The 20,347-nt window shown below is 58.4% G+C and carries 17 protein-coding genes and 2 tRNA genes; 2 read left to right on the top strand and 17 right to left on the bottom strand.

Translation table 11 applies throughout. From position 1 onward, the window contains the following. Positions 1-73: 73 nt before the first annotated feature. From ADK28_RS18540 to trxA, 17 genes are all read right to left on the bottom strand, one after another. Positions 74-149: transfer RNA gene (locus tag ADK28_RS18540), tRNA-His, on the bottom strand. A 63-nt stretch (positions 150-212) separates the two neighbouring features. Further along, a tRNA-Arg gene (locus ADK28_RS18545) sits at positions 213-289 on the bottom strand. Positions 290-424: 135 nt separating this feature from the next. Beyond that, complete coding sequence (gene thrP, locus ADK28_RS18550; protein WP_004934226.1) at positions 425-1,828, bottom strand: bifunctional threonine/serine APC transporter ThrP; 1,404 nt, start codon at positions 1,826-1,828, stop codon at positions 425-427. Positions 1,829-2,193: 365 nt separating this feature from the next. Next, on the bottom strand, positions 2,194-2,934 hold the full coding sequence (wecG, locus tag ADK28_RS18555; RefSeq protein ID WP_048796346.1) for a lipopolysaccharide N-acetylmannosaminouronosyltransferase: 741 nt from the start codon (positions 2,932-2,934) through the stop codon (positions 2,194-2,196). Positions 2,935-2,948: 14 nt separating this feature from the next. Then, positions 2,949-4,316: an ECA oligosaccharide polymerase gene (gene wzyE, locus ADK28_RS18560; protein ID WP_048796347.1), complete on the bottom strand. Its 1,368-nt coding sequence runs from the start codon at positions 4,314-4,316 to the stop codon at positions 2,949-2,951. Next, positions 4,313-5,398: a TDP-N-acetylfucosamine:lipid II N-acetylfucosaminyltransferase gene (locus ADK28_RS18565; protein ID WP_048796348.1), complete on the bottom strand. Its 1,086-nt coding sequence runs from the start codon at positions 5,396-5,398 to the stop codon at positions 4,313-4,315. The genes wzyE and ADK28_RS18565 overlap by 4 nt, the downstream gene beginning before the upstream one ends. Then, positions 5,395-6,645, bottom strand: a complete 1,251-nt coding sequence (gene wzxE, locus ADK28_RS18570) for a lipid III flippase WzxE (protein WP_033639018.1) — start codon at positions 6,643-6,645, stop codon at positions 5,395-5,397. The genes ADK28_RS18565 and wzxE overlap by 4 nt, the downstream gene beginning before the upstream one ends. Before the next feature lies 1 nt (position 6,646). Beyond that, on the bottom strand, positions 6,647-7,777 hold the full coding sequence (gene rffA, locus ADK28_RS18575) for a dTDP-4-amino-4,6-dideoxygalactose transaminase (protein WP_033639019.1): 1,131 nt from the start codon (positions 7,775-7,777) through the stop codon (positions 6,647-6,649). After that, positions 7,764-8,495 (bottom strand): dTDP-4-amino-4,6-dideoxy-D-galactose acyltransferase, encoded by a 732-nt coding sequence (gene rffC / locus ADK28_RS18580; protein WP_048796349.1) that lies wholly within the window; start codon positions 8,493-8,495, stop codon positions 7,764-7,766. Before rffC ends, rffA begins: the two co-directional genes overlap by 14 nt. Beyond that, positions 8,473-9,354 carry a glucose-1-phosphate thymidylyltransferase RfbA gene (rfbA, locus tag ADK28_RS18585; protein ID WP_048796350.1) on the bottom strand — a complete coding sequence of 294 codons (882 nt, stop codon included), beginning with the start codon at positions 9,352-9,354 and terminating at the stop codon, positions 8,473-8,475. The genes rffC and rfbA overlap by 23 nt, the downstream gene beginning before the upstream one ends. Before the next feature lie 48 nt (positions 9,355-9,402). Continuing rightward, the gene (gene rffG, locus ADK28_RS18590; RefSeq protein ID WP_181817238.1) at positions 9,403-10,476 is read right to left on the bottom strand and encodes a dTDP-glucose 4,6-dehydratase; all 1,074 of its coding nucleotides are present in this window, start codon (positions 10,474-10,476) and stop codon (positions 9,403-9,405) included. Continuing rightward, positions 10,467-11,729 (bottom strand): UDP-N-acetyl-D-mannosamine dehydrogenase, encoded by a 1,263-nt coding sequence (wecC, locus tag ADK28_RS18595; RefSeq protein WP_048796351.1) that lies wholly within the window; start codon positions 11,727-11,729, stop codon positions 10,467-10,469. The genes rffG and wecC overlap by 10 nt, the downstream gene beginning before the upstream one ends. Further along, positions 11,726-12,856 (bottom strand): non-hydrolyzing UDP-N-acetylglucosamine 2-epimerase, encoded by a 1,131-nt coding sequence (gene wecB / locus ADK28_RS18600; protein ID WP_048796352.1) that lies wholly within the window; start codon positions 12,854-12,856, stop codon positions 11,726-11,728. Before wecB ends, wecC begins: the two co-directional genes overlap by 4 nt. Positions 12,857-12,942: 86 nt before the next feature. Beyond that, the gene (wzzE, locus tag ADK28_RS18605; protein ID WP_033639024.1) at positions 12,943-13,995 is read right to left on the bottom strand and encodes an ECA polysaccharide chain length modulation protein; all 1,053 of its coding nucleotides are present in this window, start codon (positions 13,993-13,995) and stop codon (positions 12,943-12,945) included. 20 nt (positions 13,996-14,015) lie between these two features. Further along, positions 14,016-15,113 (bottom strand): UDP-N-acetylglucosamine--undecaprenyl-phosphate N-acetylglucosaminephosphotransferase, encoded by a 1,098-nt coding sequence (wecA, locus tag ADK28_RS18610; RefSeq protein WP_049233749.1) that lies wholly within the window; start codon positions 15,111-15,113, stop codon positions 14,016-14,018. Between the two features lie 296 nt (positions 15,114-15,409). Further along, the gene (gene rho / locus ADK28_RS18615) at positions 15,410-16,669 is read right to left on the bottom strand and encodes a transcription termination factor Rho (RefSeq protein ID WP_004934188.1); all 1,260 of its coding nucleotides are present in this window, start codon (positions 16,667-16,669) and stop codon (positions 15,410-15,412) included. Between the two features lie 400 nt (positions 16,670-17,069). Next, positions 17,070-17,396 (bottom strand): thioredoxin TrxA, encoded by a 327-nt coding sequence (trxA, locus tag ADK28_RS18620; protein WP_004934187.1) that lies wholly within the window; start codon positions 17,394-17,396, stop codon positions 17,070-17,072. Between the two features lie 131 nt (positions 17,397-17,527). Between trxA and rhlB the strand changes: the two genes are divergently transcribed. Both rhlB and ppx read left to right on the top strand, forming a co-directional pair. Then, a complete protein-coding gene (gene rhlB / locus ADK28_RS18625; RefSeq protein WP_015376249.1) occupies positions 17,528-18,814 on the top strand; it encodes an ATP-dependent RNA helicase RhlB in 1,287 nt (428 codons plus the stop codon). A gap of 5 nt (positions 18,815-18,819) precedes the next feature. Next, entirely contained in the window at positions 18,820-20,316 is a 1,497-nt protein-coding gene (ppx, locus tag ADK28_RS18630; protein WP_016929512.1) for an exopolyphosphatase, read from the top strand. The last annotated feature ends 31 nt before the right edge of the window (positions 20,317-20,347 follow it).

Consider the following 20,347-nt stretch of genomic DNA (forward strand, 5'->3'; position numbering starts at 1 on the left):
GCTAGCGCGTCTACCAATTCCGCCACCTTCGCACTGTCACAAAATACTGCTAAATCTTCACTTCATCAGGAAGTGGGGTGGCTAATGGGACTCGAACCCACGACAACTGGAATCACAATCCAGGGCTCTACCAACTGAGCTATAGCCACCATTACTACTTCTTCTTACTCACGCGGTAATATTACCACCGCAGCTCCTGCGCACAAACTTAATGGCGCGCCCGACAGGATTCGAACCTGAGACCTCTGCCTCCGGAGGGCAGCGCTCTATCCAGCTGAGCTACGGGCGCGTAGCGCCGTTGCGGGAGGGGATACTACGGATTTACGCCAATCCTGTCTAGTGCTTTTTCGCAGAAATGTTGCGTTTGATTACGCTTTGCTCACTCCTGCGCAGGAAAGCGCACTCCGCAGCCCCTTTTCACCGTTTATTGCCGTGTTTCTACCCGATTTTCAGCCGGATGATGTTTCTTATGCATGCCGAAAGCGAAGTAGCACAGGCTGACGCCCGCTAAGAAAATCGCCCCGACCAGCAGGGAAATTCGCGTATCCGGGTTGATTCCCATGCCGACCAGCACGCAAACCAGAAAAGCGATGGTCAGATAGTTCACATACGGGAACATGATCGACTTAAAACTGTGGTTTTTGATCGCTTCCTTGTGCGCGCGGCGGAAATAGAGCTGGCTGATCAGCACCACGAACCACGGCACCATGCCCGGCAACACGCTGGCGCTGTAGACATAGACGAACACCTGCTCCGGATTAGGGATGATGTAGTTCAGCGCGGAGCCCACCAACAGGCAGCCAATGGTGACGGCGATGCAGTTGACCGGCACGCCGCTGGCGGAAAGCTTGGTCAGCGCCGCCGGCAGTTGGCGATTCTTGGCCAGGGCGTACAGCATGCGGCCGCCGCTGTACATGCCGCTGTTGCAGCCGGAAAGCGCGGCGGTCAGTACCACGAAGTTGATGATGCCGGCGGCGGCGACGATGCCGATCTTGGCGAAGGTCAGCACGAACGGGCTGCCGGTGGTGCCGATGCCGTTCCACGGGAAGATGGTCACGATGACGAAGATCGCGCCGACATAGAAGATCAGGATGCGCCACAGGATATTGTTGATCGCGCGTTTCAACGTCACTTGCGGGTTTTTGGCTTCCCCGGCGGTGATGCCCACCAGCTCAACCCCCTGATAGGACGCCACCACGATGCACAGCGCAAACAGGAAGCCCTTCCAGCCGCCGGCAAAGAAGCCGCCGTGCGCCGTCAGATTGGCGAAACCGATAGGTTCACCGCCGTTGCCGAAACCGAAGAAGATCACCCCCAGCCCCACCAGAATCATCACGATGATGGTGGTGACCTTGATCATGGCGAACCAGAACTCCAGCTCACCGTACAGACGTACCGCCGCCAGGTTGGCCAGCGCCACCATCGCCACGGCGATCAGCGCGGGAACCCACTGCGGTATTTCCGGGAACCAGAACTGCACATACACCCCGATGGCGGTGATCTCCGAAATGCCGACGGCGATCCACATAAACCAGTAGCCCCAGGCGGTCAGGTAGCCGAAATAGGGATTCATGTACTTGTGCGCGTAAACGGCGAACGACCCGGCGACCGGCTCAAGGAACAGCATCTCCCCCATCGAACGCATAATGAAGAATACGAACAGCCCGGCGATGATGTAAGCCAGCAGTACCGACGGCCCCGCCCATTTCAGCGTACTGGCCGATCCCATAAACAGGCCGACACCGATGGTGCCCCCGAGAGCGATAAGCTCGATGTGCCGGGCCTCAAGGCCTCGGTGTAGCCCTTGCGGTTTCTCTTTGTGTGCCATAAATCCTCAATAGTTTTTCTCGGGTTGTGTTTGCCTGCCGGCCGCTGCCGGTCGTTATTGTCATTATTAAAAGAATAAATCATCCCCTGCCGTTCGAGTTGGCATCAACGGGTAGTCGGAGCGAAGTTACCGTGAGAAGAACATCGTTCAGCGCTGTCGCATCAGGCTTCAGCGGCCAGGGATAATTTCCGGGCGGTATCGTTTCGCATTTCGCCGCTATAAGCAAACCGCAATTTAAAACTTTATGGAATAAATGCGGCGGCGTTTAGGGCCGAGGGTTATAGATATGCGGGAGAAACGCGCAAAAGCAGATTATTGGTACAGCAGTCCGGAGCGGAACAGCACTTTCCACCCCGGATGAGGGGTTACATCTTGCCGCTGTAGTAGTAGCCGACAAACTTCAACAGCTTCAACTGTCGGCCGATGCGGCTGGGTTGGCTGAGCAGGCGGTAGAGCCATTCCAGACCGAGGTTCTGCCACACCTTGGGCGCACGCTTCACATGCCCGGTAAAGACGTCGTAGGTGCCGCCCACGCCCATATACAGCGCCTGCGGATACACCTTGCGGCAGTCGCGCATCAGGAGCTCCTGCTTCGGCGATCCCATCGCCACCGTCACAATAGCGGCGCCGCTGGCGCGAATACGTTCGAACAGCGCCTCTCGTTGATCCGGTTTGAAATAGCCGTCCTGGCTGCCCACCAGGTTGACATTCCACTGGCTGCGCAGCTTTTGCTCGGTTTCCGCCAAGACTTCCGGCTTGCCGCCGACCAGGAAGACCGGCGTGCCTTCGCGGCCGGCGCGCTGCATCAAGGCTTCCCACAGATCGGCGCCCGCGACGCGCGACACATCCGCCGCCGGGTATTTGCGGCGGATTGAGCGCACCATGCTGATGCCGTCGGCGTACTTGTACTCCGCTTCATCCAGCAACGCATGCAGCGCCTGGTCCTCTTCCGCCTTCAGGATCTTTTCCGCGTTCATCGCCACCAGCGTGCCCTGTTTGACCCGGCCGCCGTCGAACAGAAAGTCCATGCAATGCGCCATATCGCGAAAGCCCCACAGGCTGAAACCGCGCAGCTCATACTGCGGCACCGAAATCTTTGTTTCCATCGTTCTCATTACCCTTACAAAAGACCGTTGGCCCGAGGCGGAGACGCCAGCGCGCGGGCACGCGTCACTCTGGCCTTGATCAGCCCGGCGGTATCGAACAGCCAATACAGCAACTTCGCCAGCACCAGACAGGCGCCGAAAATAATGCAGAAGAACACCACGCGCGACACGAATGAGTCCACCCCTTCGCGCGCCAACACGATCATGTTGAACACCGCGCCAAAGCAGAACCCCTGCAAAATGGCCGCCTTATAGCGGTTCGGCTCGGTTTTGCCCAGCTCATACAGCCAGTCGAACCACTTGATGATCATGCCCACCAGAATCGCGCCGATCGGGATAAACAGCGCGCCGCCCATCACCACCAGCGAACCGATCAGCGTCGGCGAAATCGCCAGCCCGGAGTGGTTGTTCAGCACTTCCCAGGTGAAATAGTTGGCGGAGTTCAGCACCACGTCCGGCCGGCCCGGCCATAGCCAGGTTGGGATAAAGACGTAGAAATCACGCAAGATCGGCGCCAGGCCCTGGAAATCGATCTTGTCGTAATTTTGCAGCAGCAGCGCCAGGTTTTCCCACGGCGAGAAGGTATCGCGGGTCAGATAGAGGAAGGTATAAAACGCTTCCGCGCCGCTGACGTCCAGGCTATAGCGCTTCAACGCCAGCCAGAACATGCCGACCACGCCGAATATGCCCGCCGCCGCCAGCATCCACAGCGTGATCCAGCCGCGCACGATGCCGATAAACAGGAACAGCGCGAAAGCGATGATAATGTTGGCACGGGTGCCGCCGACGATCACGTAAGTCAGAATGCCGAACGCCACCGTCGCCACCAGGAACAAGAACCAGGCGCGCAGATCCTGCCGCAGGAAATAGACCACCAGCATCGACGGAATGAAGAAGTAGAAGAACCGCTTGAGCGCCACGCCGGACACGTCGCTGGAGAAGATCTGGCTGTAGGAATTGAGCTTGAACAGCAGGAAGCCGTTCTGCATGAAGAAGATGCCCACGGTACCGATCGCCACCAGCGCCAGCAGCACCCAGGTCATATGAGTCTCTACCCGGTTCATGGTAAACAGCGCCGCGCGCGGCTGAGTACGGCGCTTGCGCAGCCGGGTCTTGTAGGTGACGTAATAGATGGCGTAAAACGCCGTCGCCGACAGCAGGGCGTACAGCAGAAACTCCACCGGCACCACCTCGACGTCAAACTGAAACACCAGCAGGCAGGTTAACGGGAAGCCGAAATAGAACGTCAGCAAATACAGCAGCGAGAAGAAGACGTTGAAGTTAAAGCGCACGCGCCGAAACTCCTGGTAGGTCAGCGTCAGGATAAACGTCAGGCTGACCAGATAGACGACAAACAGGCCGCCGAATTGCGCCAACGTCATGAATGCTCTCCCGCTGCCAACGCCAGGGCTTGCTGCCAGCCGTCAACATAGTTCGGATTGAAGAAGGCGATCGCCTGTTTATCCACCGCCGCCAGCTGACGCTGCGCTTCGCGCACCACCGCCTCGTCGAGCGAGTCGCCGTAGAACAGCACCGGCAGGTGCTGTTCCGCCAAATCCTGCCAGAACGGGTTCTGCCGGCTGAGCACGAAAGGCACGCCGAACTGAATCAGCAGGCACAGGGTGCCAATCCCCTGCTGGCGATTGAAAATGAAATAGCCGAGATCGCAGGCGCGCAGAATATTGAGGTAGTCCTCAAACGCCACCTGCTGCGTGAGCAGCTGCAGGTTTTTCTCGCCGAACAGCGGCAATCCGGCGGCGCGCACCTGCTCGATGTAAGCATCGTTGTTGGCCGGATAACCCATCGGCAGGATCACGCGCACGTCGGCGCCGAACTGCTGATGAATCGCCTGCAGCGCTTCGATATGCCGATTGCTGCGATCGCCGGAGTTGCCCACCAGAATCGTCATCGGCCCGGCCAGGTTTTTCTCGACGTGAACGTCGGTCAGCGCCGGATCCATGCGGGTCGGGAAGTACAGCAGCGAGGCCGGCACCCGCGCATGGCGCTGCTGGTAGTGAATCACGTCGCCACGGGTAGCAAACACATTCCCTACCCGCCCCTGCGCAATGCGGCGCAGCAGATAGAACAGCCGGAATTTCCAGCTGGCGGCGTCTTCATACAGATCGGCGCCCCAAATATGCCAACTGACCTGACGCGCCTTGATCTTGCCGCTCAGCAGCGCCAACCACAGCCCCGGATTAAACTGGCCGTGTAGGAAGAAGCGCGCAGCGCGATCGGCCTGGGCGCGGGCGATGACCGCCGCCGCCAGGCTTTTCTTATCCGCGTAGGGCTCAATGTTCAGGGCGGGGAAATCTCCCAGTGCCGCCACATCCTTGGCCGCCACCATAAAATGCCGCGTCTGCTCAGCCGGCAGACGCGGCGCCAGCACGTCATTGAAGAAGCGCAGCACCGTCTGGTTATGATGCGGGATATCGGATCCCAGAACGTGAATCAGTGTGGTCATACTCGTCTACGATAAATAAGAAACACGCAGCTACAGAGCGCGAAATACACGATGTAGGTTGCCATATAGGCCTGAGCCGCTCCCAGCGCGCCATGCAGCGGGATCAGCCAGTGCGAGAACAGCGTCAGCAGCAGAAACTGGCTGACTTCCGTCAGGATATAAAAGCGCAGCGACGCTTTGGCGATCACCAAATAGCCGAACACATAGGCCCCGACTTTCAGCACGTCGCCCACCAGCTGCCAGGCAAACAGATCGCGCATGGCGACGAATTTGTCCGAGAACAACAGCCAGATGGCGAAATCACGCAGCAGCCACACCGTAAAGCTCGCCGCCGCTACCGCCGGCAGCACGAATTTCAACGAGCGCACGATCTCCCGCGAGATGGCGCCCTTGTCCGTCAGCCGCGACAGCGTCGGCAGCAGATAGACGGTAAACGAGGCGGTGATGAACTGCAGATAGGCATCGGAAATGCTGCTGACGCCCTGCCAAATCCCCACCTCATCCCAACCGTAATGCGCGGCCAGCAGGTTACGCATCATCACGTAAGCCACCGGCAGCGTCACCGAGGTGATCAACGCCATGAGGGTGAATTTGCCGAGGTTGCCGGCCACGAGTTTGTCCCAACGCGGCGCCAGATAGCGCAACGGCAACGTTTTGCGCCGCCACAGCATCAGCCCGGCAGGCAACACCACCAACGCCGGCACCAGCGCCAGCCCCGCCAGCGCGCCTTCATAGCCCCCCAGCTTGAAGCACAGGTAATAAGCCACCACGCCAATCAGGCTGCCACCGATCACCGCCAGCGCATTGCCCATCGCGTCGCGATAGCCTTTCAGCACCGCCATGAACAGGTTGGCGTAGGCGATGCCCATCTGAATGAAAGCGACGGCGCGCACCACGCCGACGTAATCGGCATGCCCGAACAGCCCGATGCTGATCGGTTCGGCGGCGAACAGAAACACCAGCGCCAGCAAGGTCGAAAAGCCCAGCACGATGCTCGACGCGGTGCCGACCGCCAGGCGCAAACGCTGCGGATCCTGATGGTACTCCGCCACGTATTTGGTGATGCCGTTAAAAATGCCCGCGCCGGACAGCACGCCCAGCACGGTAATCAACTGGCGGAAGTTACCCGCCTGCCCCACCCCGCTGGGGCCAAACGCCACCGCCAGCAGTTTCACCACCAACAGCCCCACGCCGATTTTGATCAGCGTGGAGCCGGCAGTCCATATCGATGCTTTTGCCAACGACATATCAGGCAAAGAAGCTCAGGATGGTATTGATTACCGTACGCTGATTGACATCAGACATATTGTAGAACAGCGGCAAGCGCACCAGACGCGCGCTTTCCTGCGTGGTGTAACGATCTTCGCCGGCAAAGCGGCCAAAGCGTTCACCGGCCGGGCAGTCATGCAGCGGAATATAGTGGAACACGGCCATGATTTCGGCTTCCTTCAGGTAGTCGATAAAGGCCGTGCGCTCTTCGATATCACGCAACTTGATATAGAACATGTGCGCGTTATGCACGCAGTCGGCTGGGATGCTCGGCAGTTCGATGCGGCCGGCCTTCGCCAACGACAGGAAGCTGTCGTAGTACTTCTGCCACAGTGCCAAACGGCGCTGGTTGATGCGTTCCGCCACTTCCAGCTGGCCCCACAGGTAAGCGGCCTGCAGGTCAGACATCAGATAGCTGGAACCGATATCGCGCCAGGTATATTTATCGACCTGGCCACGGAAGAACTGGCTGCGGTTGGTGCCCTTCTCGCGGATGACTTCCGCCCGATCGATCAGGGCCGGATCGTTCACCAGCGTCGCGCCGCCTTCGCCGCCGGCGGTGTAGTTTTTGGTTTCATGGAAGCTGAAGCAGCCGATATGGCCGATGGTGCCCAATGCCTTGCCTTTGTAGGTCGACATCACGCCCTGCGCGGCGTCTTCCACTACGAACAGGTTATATTTCTTCGCCAGCGCCATGATGGTATCCATCTCGCAGGCGACGCCGGCGTAGTGCACCGGTACGATCGCGCGGGTTTTATCGGTGATCGCCGCTTCGATTTTGGTTTCGTCGATGTTCATGGTGTCCGGACGCAGGTCGACGAACACCACTTTGGCGCCGCGCAGCACAAAGGCGTTGGCGGTTGAAACGAAGGTAAAGCTCGGCATGATCACTTCGTCACCCGGCTGAATATCCAGCAGGATGGCGGCCATTTCCAACGACGCGGTGCAGGAAGGCGTCAACAACACTTTCGCGCTGCCGAAACGCTGTTCCATCCACTGCTGGCAGCGACGGGTGAAACCGCCGTCGCCGCACAATTTGCCGCTGCCCATGGCAGCCTGCATATATTCCAGTTCAGTGCCAACAACCGGTGGAGCGTTAAATGGAATCATGTCTACCTCTGTATAACCAGTACGCGGTGCTTTCAATCACGGCACCCTGTCGTTGATAGAGTCGTAATGCGGCGATATTGCCTACCTGGGTCGCGACCCGCAGGCGCTGCATTCCTTGCCGCCGACATTCGGCGATCGCCGCCGTCATCAGCCTGGCGCCCACGCCCCGGCCGAATGCGCCGGGGAAAGCCGCCAACAGGCCGATGCGCGTTTCCTGGCCGCCAATGTCACGCAGGCTGACAAAGCCTTCGGGTTGCCCCCGTTCGTCCAGCGCCAACAGGCACTGATGATCGAAAGTGCCCAGAACGGCCTTTTCGATCCATAAAGCATAAAACCGTCCGCTGTCATCAGGTTGATACCAGGGAGTACGAAAGCGGCTGACGGTGAACGCCTGAGCCGCCGCGGCACGCAATGCCGGGATATCGGCCTCTGTCGCCAGGCGGGAAGTCTGGGCGACGGAACCCGGTTTAACCGCGTGATCGTGCTCAAGAGCCAGAACCAGATCGACTTCGCCCTCAACCAGGCGAAACCCCAAGTCAGCCAGGCCGTCCGCCAACGCAAGGTGCTGAGCGGGGACTTTGGCCTGCACCAGGGTATAAGCCGCCAGATCGGCTTCGGCAAGCGCCGGAGCCGAGGAGGAGAAGCTGAGTTTCGCGCTGTCTAGCGCGAAAAACTCGCTTTCCCATGACAAAGGCTCAATAGTGGCGTGGACGTGCATGCAGCAGATCCAGCAAATACTTGCCGTAGCCCGTTTTGGACAATGCGGTAGCGGCGCGTTTCAACCCCTTGTCATCCAACCAACCGTTGCGCCAGGCAATCTCTTCCAGACAGGCGATTTTAAAGCCCTGACGCTTTTCTACCGTCTGCACAAAGCTGCTGGCTTCCAGCAGACTGTCGTGAGTCCCGGTGTCCAACCAGGCAAAACCGCGCCCCAACAGCTCGACGGTCAGTTCACCGCGCTCCAGATACATCTGGTTGATGCTGGTGATTTCCAGCTCGCCGCGTTCGGAAGGCTTCACCTGCTTGGCAAACTCCACCACCTGGCTATCGTAGAAGTACAGGCCGGTCACCGCCCAATCGGATTTCGGTTTCTTCGGCTTTTCTTCGATCGACAGCGCGCGGAAGTTGTCGTCAAACTCCACGACGCCAAAGCGTTCAGGATCCATGACCTGATAACCGAACACGGTGGCGCCTTCGGTGCGAGCCGCGACCGTTTTTAATTTCGGGCTGAAAGATTGGCCGAAGAAGATGTTATCGCCCAGCACCAGGCAGCAAGAATCGCCGTTGATAAACTCCTCGCCGATCAGAAACGCCTGCGCCAGACCTTCCGGCTTGGGCTGCACCGCATAGCTGAGATTGACGCCGAACTGCTCGCCGTTACCCAACAAACGCTCGAAGGACGGCAGATCTTCCGGGGTCGAGATGATCAAAACATCGCGGATCCCCGCCAGCATCAGCACCGACAACGGATAATAGATCATCGGTTTGTCGTAGATCGGCAGCAGTTGCTTGGACACACCACGAGTAATCGGATGCAGACGCGTGCCGGAACCGCCGGCCAGAATAATACCTTTCATACTTACTCCAAAACCCGCCGCATCGCCGCAGAGCGACGCGGCGTTAAATTAATCTGACAACCCCAAACGCTCGCCGGCATAAGAACCGTCTTGCACCCGGCGCCACCAGGTTTCGTTAGCCAAATACCAGGCTACCGTCTTGCGAATGCCGCTTTCGAAGGTTTCCTGCGGCCGCCAGCCCAACTCACGATCGATTTTGCCGGCGTCGATGGCGTAACGCATATCGTGGCCCGGGCGATCCTTCACGTAAATGATGAGATCGCGGTAGTTCGCCACGCCCTGCGGTTTGTTGGGCGCCAGTTCTTCCAGCAGATCGCAAATGGTCTGCACCACTTCGATATTCTTGCGCTCGTTATGGCCACCAATATTGTAAGTTTCGCCTACTACGCCTTCGGTCACGACCTGATAAAGCGCGCGCGCGTGATCCTCGACATATAACCAGTCACGCACCTGCGCGCCGTTGCCATATACCGGCAGCGGTTTTCCGGCTACCGCATTCAGGATCACCAACGGAATCAACTTCTCTGGGAAGTGATAAGGGCCGTAGTTGTTCGAACAGTTGGTCACGAGGGTCGGCAAACCGTAGGTGCGCAACCAAGCACGCACCAGATGATCGCTCGACGCCTTGGAGGCGGAATACGGACTGCTCGGCGCATATGGCGTGGTTTCGGTGAACAGATCGTCGGTGCCGTGCAGGTCGCCGTACACTTCGTCGGTGGAGATATGATGGAAACGGAAAGCCAGCTTCTTCTCCGCCGCCAACGGCTGCCAGTAATGGCGCGCCGCCTCCAGCATCGTGTAAGTGCCAACCACGTTGGTCTCGATAAAGGCCGCCGGGCCGTCGATAGAACGATCGACGTGGCTTTCCGCCGCCAGGTGCATCACCACGTCCGGCTGATACTGGGCAAATACCCGATCCAGCTCGGCACGATCGCAGATGTCGACCTGTTCGAAAGCATAGCGCTCGCTCTCAGCCACCACCGCCAGCGACTCGAGGTTACCGGCATAGGTCAGCTTATCCACCACCACCACGCTGTCGCCGGTGGCCTCAATGATGTGCCGCACAACTGCGGAGCCAATAAAACCGGCACCACCGGTAACTAAAATACGTTTCAACGCCATACTCCTTTGGTATCAACAACCCATGTTTGTTTTACATCTTCCGGCCGGATGGCCTTGAACTGTTGGTGATCGACCAACATCACGATCACATCGGCCTGCTGCAACGCCTCAGCGATTGGCGTCAACGTCACATGGCCCGCCAGCGACTTCGGCAACTGTTCGACGTTCGGTTCCACCGCCAGCGTTTCGCCGACGTGCCATTCGGCGATCAGGTGCGCCACTTCTACCGCCGGGCTTTCACGCAAATCGTCGATATTCGGCTTGAAGGCCAGGCCGAAGCAGGCAATTTTCACCTCGGACGCGCGCTTATCGGTGGCGGCCAGGCAATCGGCCACCGCCGCTTTCACCCGGTCGACCACCCACAGCGGTTTTCCGTCGTTCACCAGGCGTGCGGTGTGGATCAGGCGCGCCTGCTGCGGATTTTGCGCCACGATAAACCACGGATCGACGGCGATGCAGTGACCACCTACGCCCGGCCCTGGCTGCAAAATATTCACCCGCGGATGGCGGTTCGCCAGCCGGATCAGTTCCCAGACGTTGATCCCCTGTTCGGCGCAGATCAACGACAATTCGTTGGCAAAGGCGATATTCACGTCGCGGAAGCTGTTTTCCGTCAGCTTGCACATCTCGGCAGTGCGCGAGTTGGTGATCACGCATTCGCCCTCGAGGAAAATCTTGTACAGCGCGCTGGCACGTTCCGAGCACTTCGGCGTCATGCCGCCGATCACGCGGTCGTTTTGAATCAGCTCTACCATCACCTGCCCCGGCAGCACGCGCTCCGGGCAGTAGGCGATATTCACGTCCGCCGCTTCGCCCGCTTGCTGCGGGAAGCTGAGATCGCTGCGCGCCTGCGCCAGCCATTCCGCCATCTGTTCGGTGGCGCCCACCGGCGAGGTGGACTCGAGGATCACCAGATCGCCTTTTTTCAGCACCGGCGCCAGCGATTTCGCCGCCGCTTCGACATAGGCCAGATCCGGCTCGTGATCGCCCTTGAACGGCGTAGGCACCGCGATCAGGAATGCATCGGCCGCCAGCGGCTTGGTCACCGCCTGCAGGAAACCGCCGTCGACGGCGGCCTTGACCACTTTGTCCAGATCCGGCTCAACGATGTGGATCGCGCCGCGGTTAATGGTATCTACCGCATGTTGGTTAACATCTACACCCACCACTTTTTTCTTGCGGGAAGCAAACGCCGCCGCCGTTGGCAAGCCGATATAACCCAGGCCGATAACCGAAATAGTGTCAAAACTCATAGTGTCACCTGATGATTCTTTAAAGCTTCGAGGATACGCTGACAGGCATGCCCGTCGCCGTATGGGTTGTGCGCCCGGCTCATCGCGTGATATTCGCTTTCGTCCGTCAACAGCCGGGTCACCGCTTCAACAATTTTGGCCACATCGGTGCCGACCAGGCGCACCGTGCCCGCATCTACCGCCTCAGGGCGCTCGGTGGTGTCGCGCATCACCAGCACCGGCTTGCCTAACGAGGGCGCCTCTTCCTGAATGCCGCCGGAGTCGGTCAGGATCATGTAAGCGTGAGTCATCAGATAGACAAACGGCAAATAATCCTGCGGTTCGATCAGCATGACGTTGTCGATACCTTTCAAAATGCGATTCACCGGCTCACTGACGTTTGGATTGAGATGCACCGGATACACCACCTGCACTTCCGGGTGATTGCTGGCGATCTCCGCCAGCGCGCTGCAAATTCGCTCAAAGCCGCCGCCAAAGCTTTCGCGGCGATGGCCGGTGACCAGGATCAGTTTCTTGTCGGCGTCGAGGAATGGGTAACGCTGCGCCAGACCAGCGCGCAGCGCAGCATCACTCATCACGCGGTCGCGCACCCAGAACAACGCGTCGATCACCGTATTGCCGGTCACGAAAATACGGTTGTCCGGCAGCAGCTCGCGCAACAGGTTTTGGCGCGAGTTCTCGGTTGGCGCGAAATGGTACATCGCCAGATGGCCGGTCAGTTTGCGGTTGGCCTCTTCCGGCCAGGGAGAATACAGATTGCCGGTGCGCAGCCCGGCCTCGACATGCCCAACGGGGATGCGTTGATAGAACGCCGCCAGGCTGGTCGCCAGCGTGGTAGTGGTATCGCCGTGCACCAGCACCACATCCGGTTTGAAGTCTTCCAGCACCCCTTTCAACCCTTCCAGGATGCGACAGGTGATTTCCGTTAGCCCCTGGCCGGGTTTCATGATGTTCAGATCGTAATCCGGCGTGATCTCAAACAACCGCAATACCTGATCCAACATCTCACGATGCTGTGCCGTTACGCAGACTCTTGCTTCAAAAGCCTCATCCTGGGCCAGTGCATGTACCAGCGGTGCCATTTTAATGGCTTCAGGTCTGGTGCCGAAAACAGTCAACACTTTCACAGCGAATCTCTTTTGGTCGGTTAATCGCAGGCCCCGCCTGCGAATGGGGCGCTCACGCGCCCTGCATCAGATTATTATATTATTTTTTAACTACGCGGCCGACGCGCCAAGGCAACACCCGCGCCAACCAAAGCGCCCATCGCGCCCCACAGAATCAGCCAGAATACCCGGCGCGGGCTGTCGCGTTTTACCGGCTCTTCCGGCGTGCGCAAATAACGATAGGTCTGGAACTTCTCATCCAACGTCGGGCCAACGTTCAGCGTCGCCAACATTGCGCGGTTCTGATCGTAATCCAGGTCATAGGTCGGGCCGGAGGCCTGCAGGCCTTCCAGACGCGCCTGCAGCATTGGCCGGCCCAGCAAGAACAGATCCGAATCCGGCAACTGCTCAGCCGGGGTGTCGGTTTGCGTACGGCTGATCCCCTGGCTCTCGGCGATTTTCAACGCCTGCTGCGTGGTGTTCAGCTCGCGCTTGTAAACCGACTCCGCGACCGCTTCCTGGCGCTTGACCTGTGCCTTCATCGAGGTGGTACGAGCGGCCCACGCCCCCTGGATCTCTTCGTTCAGGTGCAGGGCAGCGCGGTGGCTGGCGAAGGCCACGTATTGGCGCAGCAGGCGGTTGGCGTCCGCCGCGGTTTCCGCCGTCAGCTTCACGCCGTCGTTCGGGACTTTTTTGTCGTCGCGCGGCGTGAACAGGATGTTGTTGATCAGCTCATCGAGCAGCGCCGCATCGGCGCGGGCATCCCCTTCCTGACGTTGCTTGTAGTATTCGCTCTGCAGCCAGAAATCGCGACGCGTATCGTAAGCCGCCAGTTGCATGATGAACTCATTGTACGCTTCATCCGCGATGCTCGGCTGATCGCCGGCCGTCGCCGGCAGCGTGCGCACATCCAGATTACGCAGGAACTGCTGCTGGGAGTAGTAACCGCCCAACGCATTCACCGTGGGTTTGTCTGTGATTGCGGTCGCGCTCCACTCTTGCTTAACCAGATAAGAGACGATCAACGCGACCGCCGCAAACAGCACCGCAATGCCGATAATCCACGGTTTGCCGCGCCACAGGGTGCAGCACAGGCCGCGGATATCGAGTTCGTTATCCACCGCCGGGGTATGCTTGTCAGACGTTGTTTCTGGATTCATCACAGCCAAAAAGCCTCTGGTTAAGATACTTGCTTGTTATCGCTCGAACGCCGCAGGCGACGCTTGATACGCTTAATGTACCGCGCAACCCGCCAGGCGCGCTTGATGCAGTAACCGTACAGGAAGAAAGCAAGCAAGAATAATGCCAACATAACCCACTCTGGGATAAAAGTCAGGCGCTCACCGATCACGCCTACCGCCGCCAGCAATGCGGCCGCCAGGGTGATCAATACGAAAGCCTGCCGCGGCGTAAAGCCGGCGCGCATGATCAGGTGGTGGATATGTTGACGATCGGGAGAGAAGGGGCTCATCCCCTTGCGTAAACGACGATACATGATTGCTATCATGTCCATCAGCGGAATAGCGATGATCCACAGCGCGGTCACCGGGTTAATCGAGTGTGCCTTGCCCTGCGAGCTTTGCAACAGTAGCCATATGGCGGTAAAGCCGATCAGGGTGCTGCCGGCGTCCCCCATGAACACCTTATAACGGCGGCCGAGGATGCCGAGGTTGAGCAAAATATAGGGAACGATGGTGGCGATCATCGCAAAGCACCAGAACGCCATCTCATGGTGACCGCTCAGGTACAGCAACAGACCCAGCGCGCCGAAGGAAACGCATGACAGCCCCCCCAGCAGACCATCAATGCCATCGACCATGTTGAAGGCGTTGATCGCCGCCCATACCGCGAATAGCGTGACCAAATAGCCGAATGGCCCCAGCAACATCTCCCAGTCGCCCAGCACATGGCCGAAGCTGCGCAGATACAAACCGGCGAATACCATCATGGCGATGCCGACCAACGCCTGCACCAGGGCGCGGATCTTAACGCTGATGTCAAAACGATCGTCGAGCGCGCCCACAAACACCAGAATGCCGGCGCAGGTGAGGTAAAGCTTGGCGTGCGCGATAGGCTGTTCGGAAATCCAAAATGCGAAACACAATCCGGCATAAACGGAAATACCGCCGACCAGAGGAATCAGCCCCTGATGGCGTTTGCGATAATTGGGTTTATCTACCAGACCAATACGTTTTGCCGCCTTGCGGGCAACAAAGAGAAAAGCCAAAGAAAACAGGAAAACAAATAGAATTTCAGTACTCATAGTGAGTAAGTTCACAGTTAACAGATCTCTGTAGAAGATAAGGCAGCTTACCACGGGCTAAGGCTTGTGCCATCGGCCCCCGCCACCTTTCGGTCATTTCCTATGACAACGGTGATTCATGCCTATTTTCTTCGCATCGGCTGACAAAACGACAGCAGCAAAGCCGACCGACGCAGCGCCGACCGACAAACAAGATGAATTCTCAATAAGTCGCGGAAACAACTTACTTTTCCATTACTGCTACTTATCGTATCCGCCAAAAGCGAAAAACGCCACGACTAGGCGTGGCGTTCAGCGAATTTTTTAACGAATTATGAGCGTTTCATCATATCGAAGAATTCATCGTTGGTTTTGGTCATCGCCAACTTATTAATGAGGAACTCCATCGCGTCAATCTCACCCATCGGGTGAATGATTTTGCGCAGGATCCACATTTTTTGCAGCTCTTCGGAGGTGGTGAGCAGCTCTTCTTTACGGGTACCGGAACGGTTGTAATCGATCGCAGGGAATACGCGTTTCTCGGCGATTTTACGCGCCAGGTGCAATTCCATGTTGCCGGTGCCTTTAAATTCTTCGTAGATCACTTCGTCCATCTTCGAACCGGTATCAACCAGCGCAGTCGCGATGATGGTCAGGCTGCCGCCCTCTTCCACGTTACGCGCCGCACCGAAGAAACGCTTCGGACGGTGTAGGGCGTTGGCGTCCACACCACCGGTCAGCACCTTGCCAGAGGCCGGTACCACGGTGTTGTAGGCGCGCGCCAGACGGGTGATGGAGTCGAGCAGAATGATCACGTCTTTCTTGTGCTCAACCAGGCGCTTGGCCTTCTCGATCACCATTTCGGCCACTTGCACGTGACGCGAAGCCGGCTCGTCGAAGGTCGAGGCGATCACTTCGCCCTTCACCAGACGCTGCATCTCGGTCACTTCTTCCGGACGTTCGTCGATCAGCAGCACCATCAGCACGCAGTCTGGGTGGTTGTAGGCGATACTCTGCGCGATGTTCTGCAGCAGCATGGTTTTACCGGCTTTCGGCGGTGCCACGATCAGGCCACGTTGGCCGCGGCCAATCGGCGCCGCCAGATCCAGTACGCGCGCCGTCAAATCTTCGGTCGAGCCGTTGCCGCGCTCCATCCGCAGACGGGAATTGGCGTGCAGCGGCGTCAAGTTCTCGAACAGGATCTTGCTGCGGGCGTTTTCCGGCTTGTCGTAGTTGACTTCGTTGACTTTCAACAGGGCAAAATAGCGCTCGCCTTCTTTTGGCGGACGAATCTTACCGGAAATGGTGTCACCAGTGCGGAGGTTGAAGCGGCGGATTTGGCTAGGGGATACGTAGATGTCGTCGGGACCGGCGAGGTAGGAACTGTCTCCAGAGCGGAGGAAACCGAATCCATCCTGCAATATCTCGAGCACGCCGTCGCCGAAGATATCTTCTCCGCTTTTCGCATGTTGCTTCAGAATGGAGAAGATAATGTCCTGCTTGCGCATGCGGGCAAGGTTTTCCAGCCCCATATTTTCGCCGAGAGTAATCAGCTCAGAAACCGGCGTATTCTTTAATTCGGTAAGATTCATAGTGGTGGGTTCTTAAACTCGGGGTATGTCTCGAACTTGTATCGTGAATGGTATGGCAGCGAAATGCGTGCCTGTTTACTGGACGTTCGATCACCGGGCGCAGAGCCGTCGCGGTAAGAAATGGCTTACATCGGGCGCACGCATTGACGGTTGAAGATCGAAGGTACCTTAAAAATGATTTTTGCAAAACCGTTTGATTGCCAAAACACGGGCTGAGTTCAGTTTACTTTCAACGCCAGTGGTTCGACACAGAGTATAGCTTTAGATTCAAACTCTTTAGATTTAAAACTTCGGGCAAGTTCTATATGCAGTGTGGTTAAACTTAACACGCTTCTTGGCAGGCGTCTAGCGGTGAATTGAACATCACCGCCAGGCGCCTGATACTGGGCTTCCCGCCCGATTACAGATTCGCGTTCAGGAAATCTTTGAGCTGACCTTTGGACAACGCGCCAACCTTGGTCGCGGCCACTTCACCGTTCTTGAACAGCAACAGCGTAGGGATGCCACGGATACCGTACTTAGGCGCGGTAGCCGGGTTCTGATCGATATTCAGCTTGGTGATGGTCAGTTTGCCTTCGAACTCTTCGGCAATCTCATCCAGAATCGGAGCAATCATCTTGCACGGCCCACACCATTCAGCCCAGAAATCGACCAGGATCGGCCCTTCCGCTTTCAGCACGTCAGCTTCGAAGCTGCTGTCAGTCAGGTGAATAATTTTATCGCTCATGTTCTACTCCACAGGATTATGTCTACCTTGTTGGTGTAGCATTAACCAACTCAAGGTGATTTTATTGCACCGCGTTTATTTCAACGGATGTGCTTTCGTAAAGCAATAGTTAGCTGATATTCTACCACACTATGAGCAAAACACACTTGACCGAACAGAAGTTTTCCGACTTCGCCCTGCACCCGTTAGTCCTTGAAGCCCTTGAGAAAAAAGGGTTTCACAATTGCACGCCCATCCAGGCGTTAGCATTGCCGCTCACGCTCTCCGGGCGTGACGTTGCAGGTCAGGCGCAAACCGGTACCGGAAAGACGCTGGCGTTTTTGGCGTCTACTTTTCACTATTTGCTGACTCACCCGGCGAAACAGGATCGCCAGACCAATCAGCCGCGCGCCTTGATCATGGCGCCTACGCGTGAACTGGCGGTGCAAATCCACTCTGATGCGGAAGCGCTCTCCCAGAGCACCGGCCTGAAACTGGGCCTGGCCTACGGCGGCGACGGCTACGACAAGCAGCTGAAAGTGCTGGAAAGCGGCGTGGACATTCTGATTGGCACCACCGGCCGTTTAATCGATTACACCAAACAGAACTATGTCGATCTCGGCGCGATGCAGGTCGTCGTGCTGGATGAAGCCGATCGCATGTACGATCTTGGCTTTATCAAAGACATCCGTTGGCTGTTCCGCCGCATGCCAGCGGCCGATCAACGCCTGAACATGCTGTTCTCCGCTACCCTGTCCTATCGCGTACGCGAACTGGCCTTCGAGCAGATGAACAACGCCGAATATGTTGAAGTGGAACCGGAACAGAAAACCGGCCACCGCATTAAAGAAGAGCTGTTCTACCCGTCCAACGAAGAAAAAATGCGCCTGCTGCAGACGCTGATCGAAGAAGAGTGGCCGGATCGCGCCATCATCTTCGCCAACACCAAGCACCGCTGCGAAGACATCTGGGGCCATCTGGCCGCCGACGGTCACCGCGTGGGCCTGCTGACCGGCGACGTGGCGCAGAAAAAACGCCTGCGCATCCTCGACGACTTCACCAAAGGCAACCTCGATATTCTGGTCGCCACCGACGTCGCCGCGCGCGGTCTGCACATCCCTTCCGTCACGCACGTCTTCAACTACGATCTGCCTGACGACTGCGAAGACTACGTGCACCGCATCGGCCGTACCGGCCGCGCAGGCGCCAGCGGCCACTCCATCAGCCTGGCGTGCGAAGAGTATGCGCTCAACCTGCCGGCGATCGAGACCTATATCGACCACAGCATTCCGGTGAGCAAGTACAACAGCGATGCGCTGCTGACCGATTTGCCGGCGCCGAAGCGCCTGTCGCGCCCGCGCGGCGGCAACGGCCCACGTCGCAACTCCGCGCCTCGTCGCGGCGGCGCGCCGCGCAACAACCGTAAACGTTCGAGCTGATCGCCATGCTCAGTTCCAGCACGCTTTATGCTGCCATCGATCTCGGCTCCAACAGCTTCCACATGTTGGTCGTACGCGAGGTGGCCGGCAGCATTCAGACTCTGGCGCGGATCAAGCGCAAAGTGCGCCTGGCGGCCGGGCTGGATCAGAACAATCACCTGTCGCATGAGGCCATGCAACGCGGCTGGCAGTGCCTGCGGCTGTTCTCCGAACGCCTGCAGGACATACCGCGCGAGCAGATCCGCGTCGTCGCCACCGCCACGCTGCGTCTGGCGTCCAACGCCGATGAGTTCCTGCAGGCCGCCGAGCAAATCCTCGGCTGCCCGGTACAGGTGATCAGCGGCGAAGAAGAGGCACGGCTGATCTATCACGGCGTCGCGCACACCACCGGCGGGCCGGATCGCCGGCTGGTCGTCGATATCGGCGGCGGCAGCACCGAACTGGTCACCGGCACCGGCGCACAGGCAACGCAGCTGTATAGCCTGTCGATGGGCTGCGTCACCTGGCTGGAACGCTACTTCAGCGATCGCAACCTCGGGCAAGAAAACTTCGAGCGCGCCGAACAGGCCGCGCGCGACATGGTGCGGCCGATCGCACCGCAATTGCGCCAGCAAGGTTGGCAGATCTGCGTCGGCGCTTCCGGCACCGTGCAAGCGCTGCAGGAGATCATGGTGGCGCAGGGCATGGATGAGCGCATCACCCTGCCCAAACTGCGCCAGCTGAAACAGCGCGCCATTCAGTGCGGCAAGCTGGAAGAACTGGAGATCGAAGGGTTGACGCTGGAGCGCGCGCTGGTGTTCCCGAGCGGCCTGTCCATTCTGTTGGCCATTTTCCAGGAGCTGGGCATCGAGAGCATGATGCTGGCCGGCGGGGCGCTGCGTGAAGGCCTGGTTTACGGCATGCTGCATCTGCCGGTGGAGCAGGATATTCGCATCCGCACCATCCGCAACCTGCAGCGCCGTTACCTGATCGACACCGAGCAGGCCGAACGCGTCAGCCAGCTCGCCGCCAACTTCTCGCAGCAAGTCGCCAACGAGTGGCAGTTGGATGCGCGATGTCGCGAGCTGTTGCACAGCGCCAGTCTGATTCACGAACTCGGCCTCAGCGTCGATTTCAAACAGGCGCCGCAACACGCCGCTTACCTGATCCGCCACCTGGACTTACCCGGCTTTACCCCGGCGCAGAAAAAACTGCTGGCCACCCTGCTGCAAAACCAGAGCAACACCCTCGACCTGTCGCTGTTGAACCAGCAAAACGCCCTGCCGCCGCGCACTGCGCAGCGCCTGTGCCGCATTTTGCGCCTGGCGATCATCTTCGCCAGCCGCCGTCGCGACGACACGCTGCCGGCGGTGCGGTTACGCGCCAATCAGGACGATGAACTGACGGTGATCTTGCCGCCGGGTTGGCTGGAACAGCATCCGCTGCGCGCCGAGGCGCTGGAGCAGGAAAGCCACTGGCAGAGCTACGTCCACTGGACGCTGCGGTTGGAAGAACAACGTTGACATGACAAGGGCGCGATGAGCGCCCTTTCTT

This window comes from Serratia sp. 506_PEND, assembly GCF_001076875.1.
Lineage (GTDB): Bacteria > Pseudomonadota > Gammaproteobacteria > Enterobacterales > Enterobacteriaceae > Serratia > Serratia marcescens.

Excerpts from the sequence above, each read along its gene's own strand:
- thrP (WP_004934226.1), bottom strand. The coding sequence starts at position 1,828 with ATGGCACACAAAGAGAAACCGCAAGGGCTACACCGAGGCCTTGAGGCC.
- wecG (WP_048796346.1), bottom strand. The coding sequence starts at position 2,934 with ATGGAAACAAAGATTTCGGTGCCGCAGTATGAGCTGCGCGGTTTCAGC.
- wzxE (WP_033639018.1), bottom strand. The coding sequence starts at position 6,645 with ATGTCGTTGGCAAAAGCATCGATATGGACTGCCGGCTCCACGCTGATC.
- rffA (WP_033639019.1), bottom strand. The coding sequence starts at position 7,777 with ATGATTCCATTTAACGCTCCACCGGTTGTTGGCACTGAACTGGAATAT.
- wzyE (WP_048796347.1), bottom strand. The coding sequence starts at position 4,316 with ATGACGTTGGCGCAATTCGGCGGCCTGTTTGTCGTCTATCTGGTCAGC.
- wecC (WP_048796351.1), bottom strand. The coding sequence starts at position 11,729 with ATGAGTTTTGACACTATTTCGGTTATCGGCCTGGGTTATATCGGCTTG.
- rfbA (WP_048796350.1), bottom strand. The coding sequence starts at position 9,354 with ATGAAAGGTATTATTCTGGCCGGCGGTTCCGGCACGCGTCTGCATCCG.
- rhlB (WP_015376249.1), top strand. The coding sequence starts at position 17,528 with ATGAGCAAAACACACTTGACCGAACAGAAGTTTTCCGACTTCGCCCTG.
- wzzE (WP_033639024.1), bottom strand. The coding sequence starts at position 13,995 with ATGAATCCAGAAACAACGTCTGACAAGCATACCCCGGCGGTGGATAAC.
- rffC (WP_048796349.1), bottom strand. The coding sequence starts at position 8,495 with ATGCACGTCCACGCCACTATTGAGCCTTTGTCATGGGAAAGCGAGTTT.
- rffG (WP_181817238.1), bottom strand. The coding sequence starts at position 10,476 with ATGGCGTTGAAACGTATTTTAGTTACCGGTGGTGCCGGTTTTATTGGC.
- ppx (WP_016929512.1), top strand. The coding sequence starts at position 18,820 with ATGCTCAGTTCCAGCACGCTTTATGCTGCCATCGATCTCGGCTCCAAC.
- ADK28_RS18565 (WP_048796348.1), bottom strand. The coding sequence starts at position 5,398 with ATGACCACACTGATTCACGTTCTGGGATCCGATATCCCGCATCATAAC.
- trxA (WP_004934187.1), bottom strand. The coding sequence starts at position 17,396 with ATGAGCGATAAAATTATTCACCTGACTGACAGCAGCTTCGAAGCTGAC.
- rho (WP_004934188.1), bottom strand. The coding sequence starts at position 16,669 with ATGAATCTTACCGAATTAAAGAATACGCCGGTTTCTGAGCTGATTACT.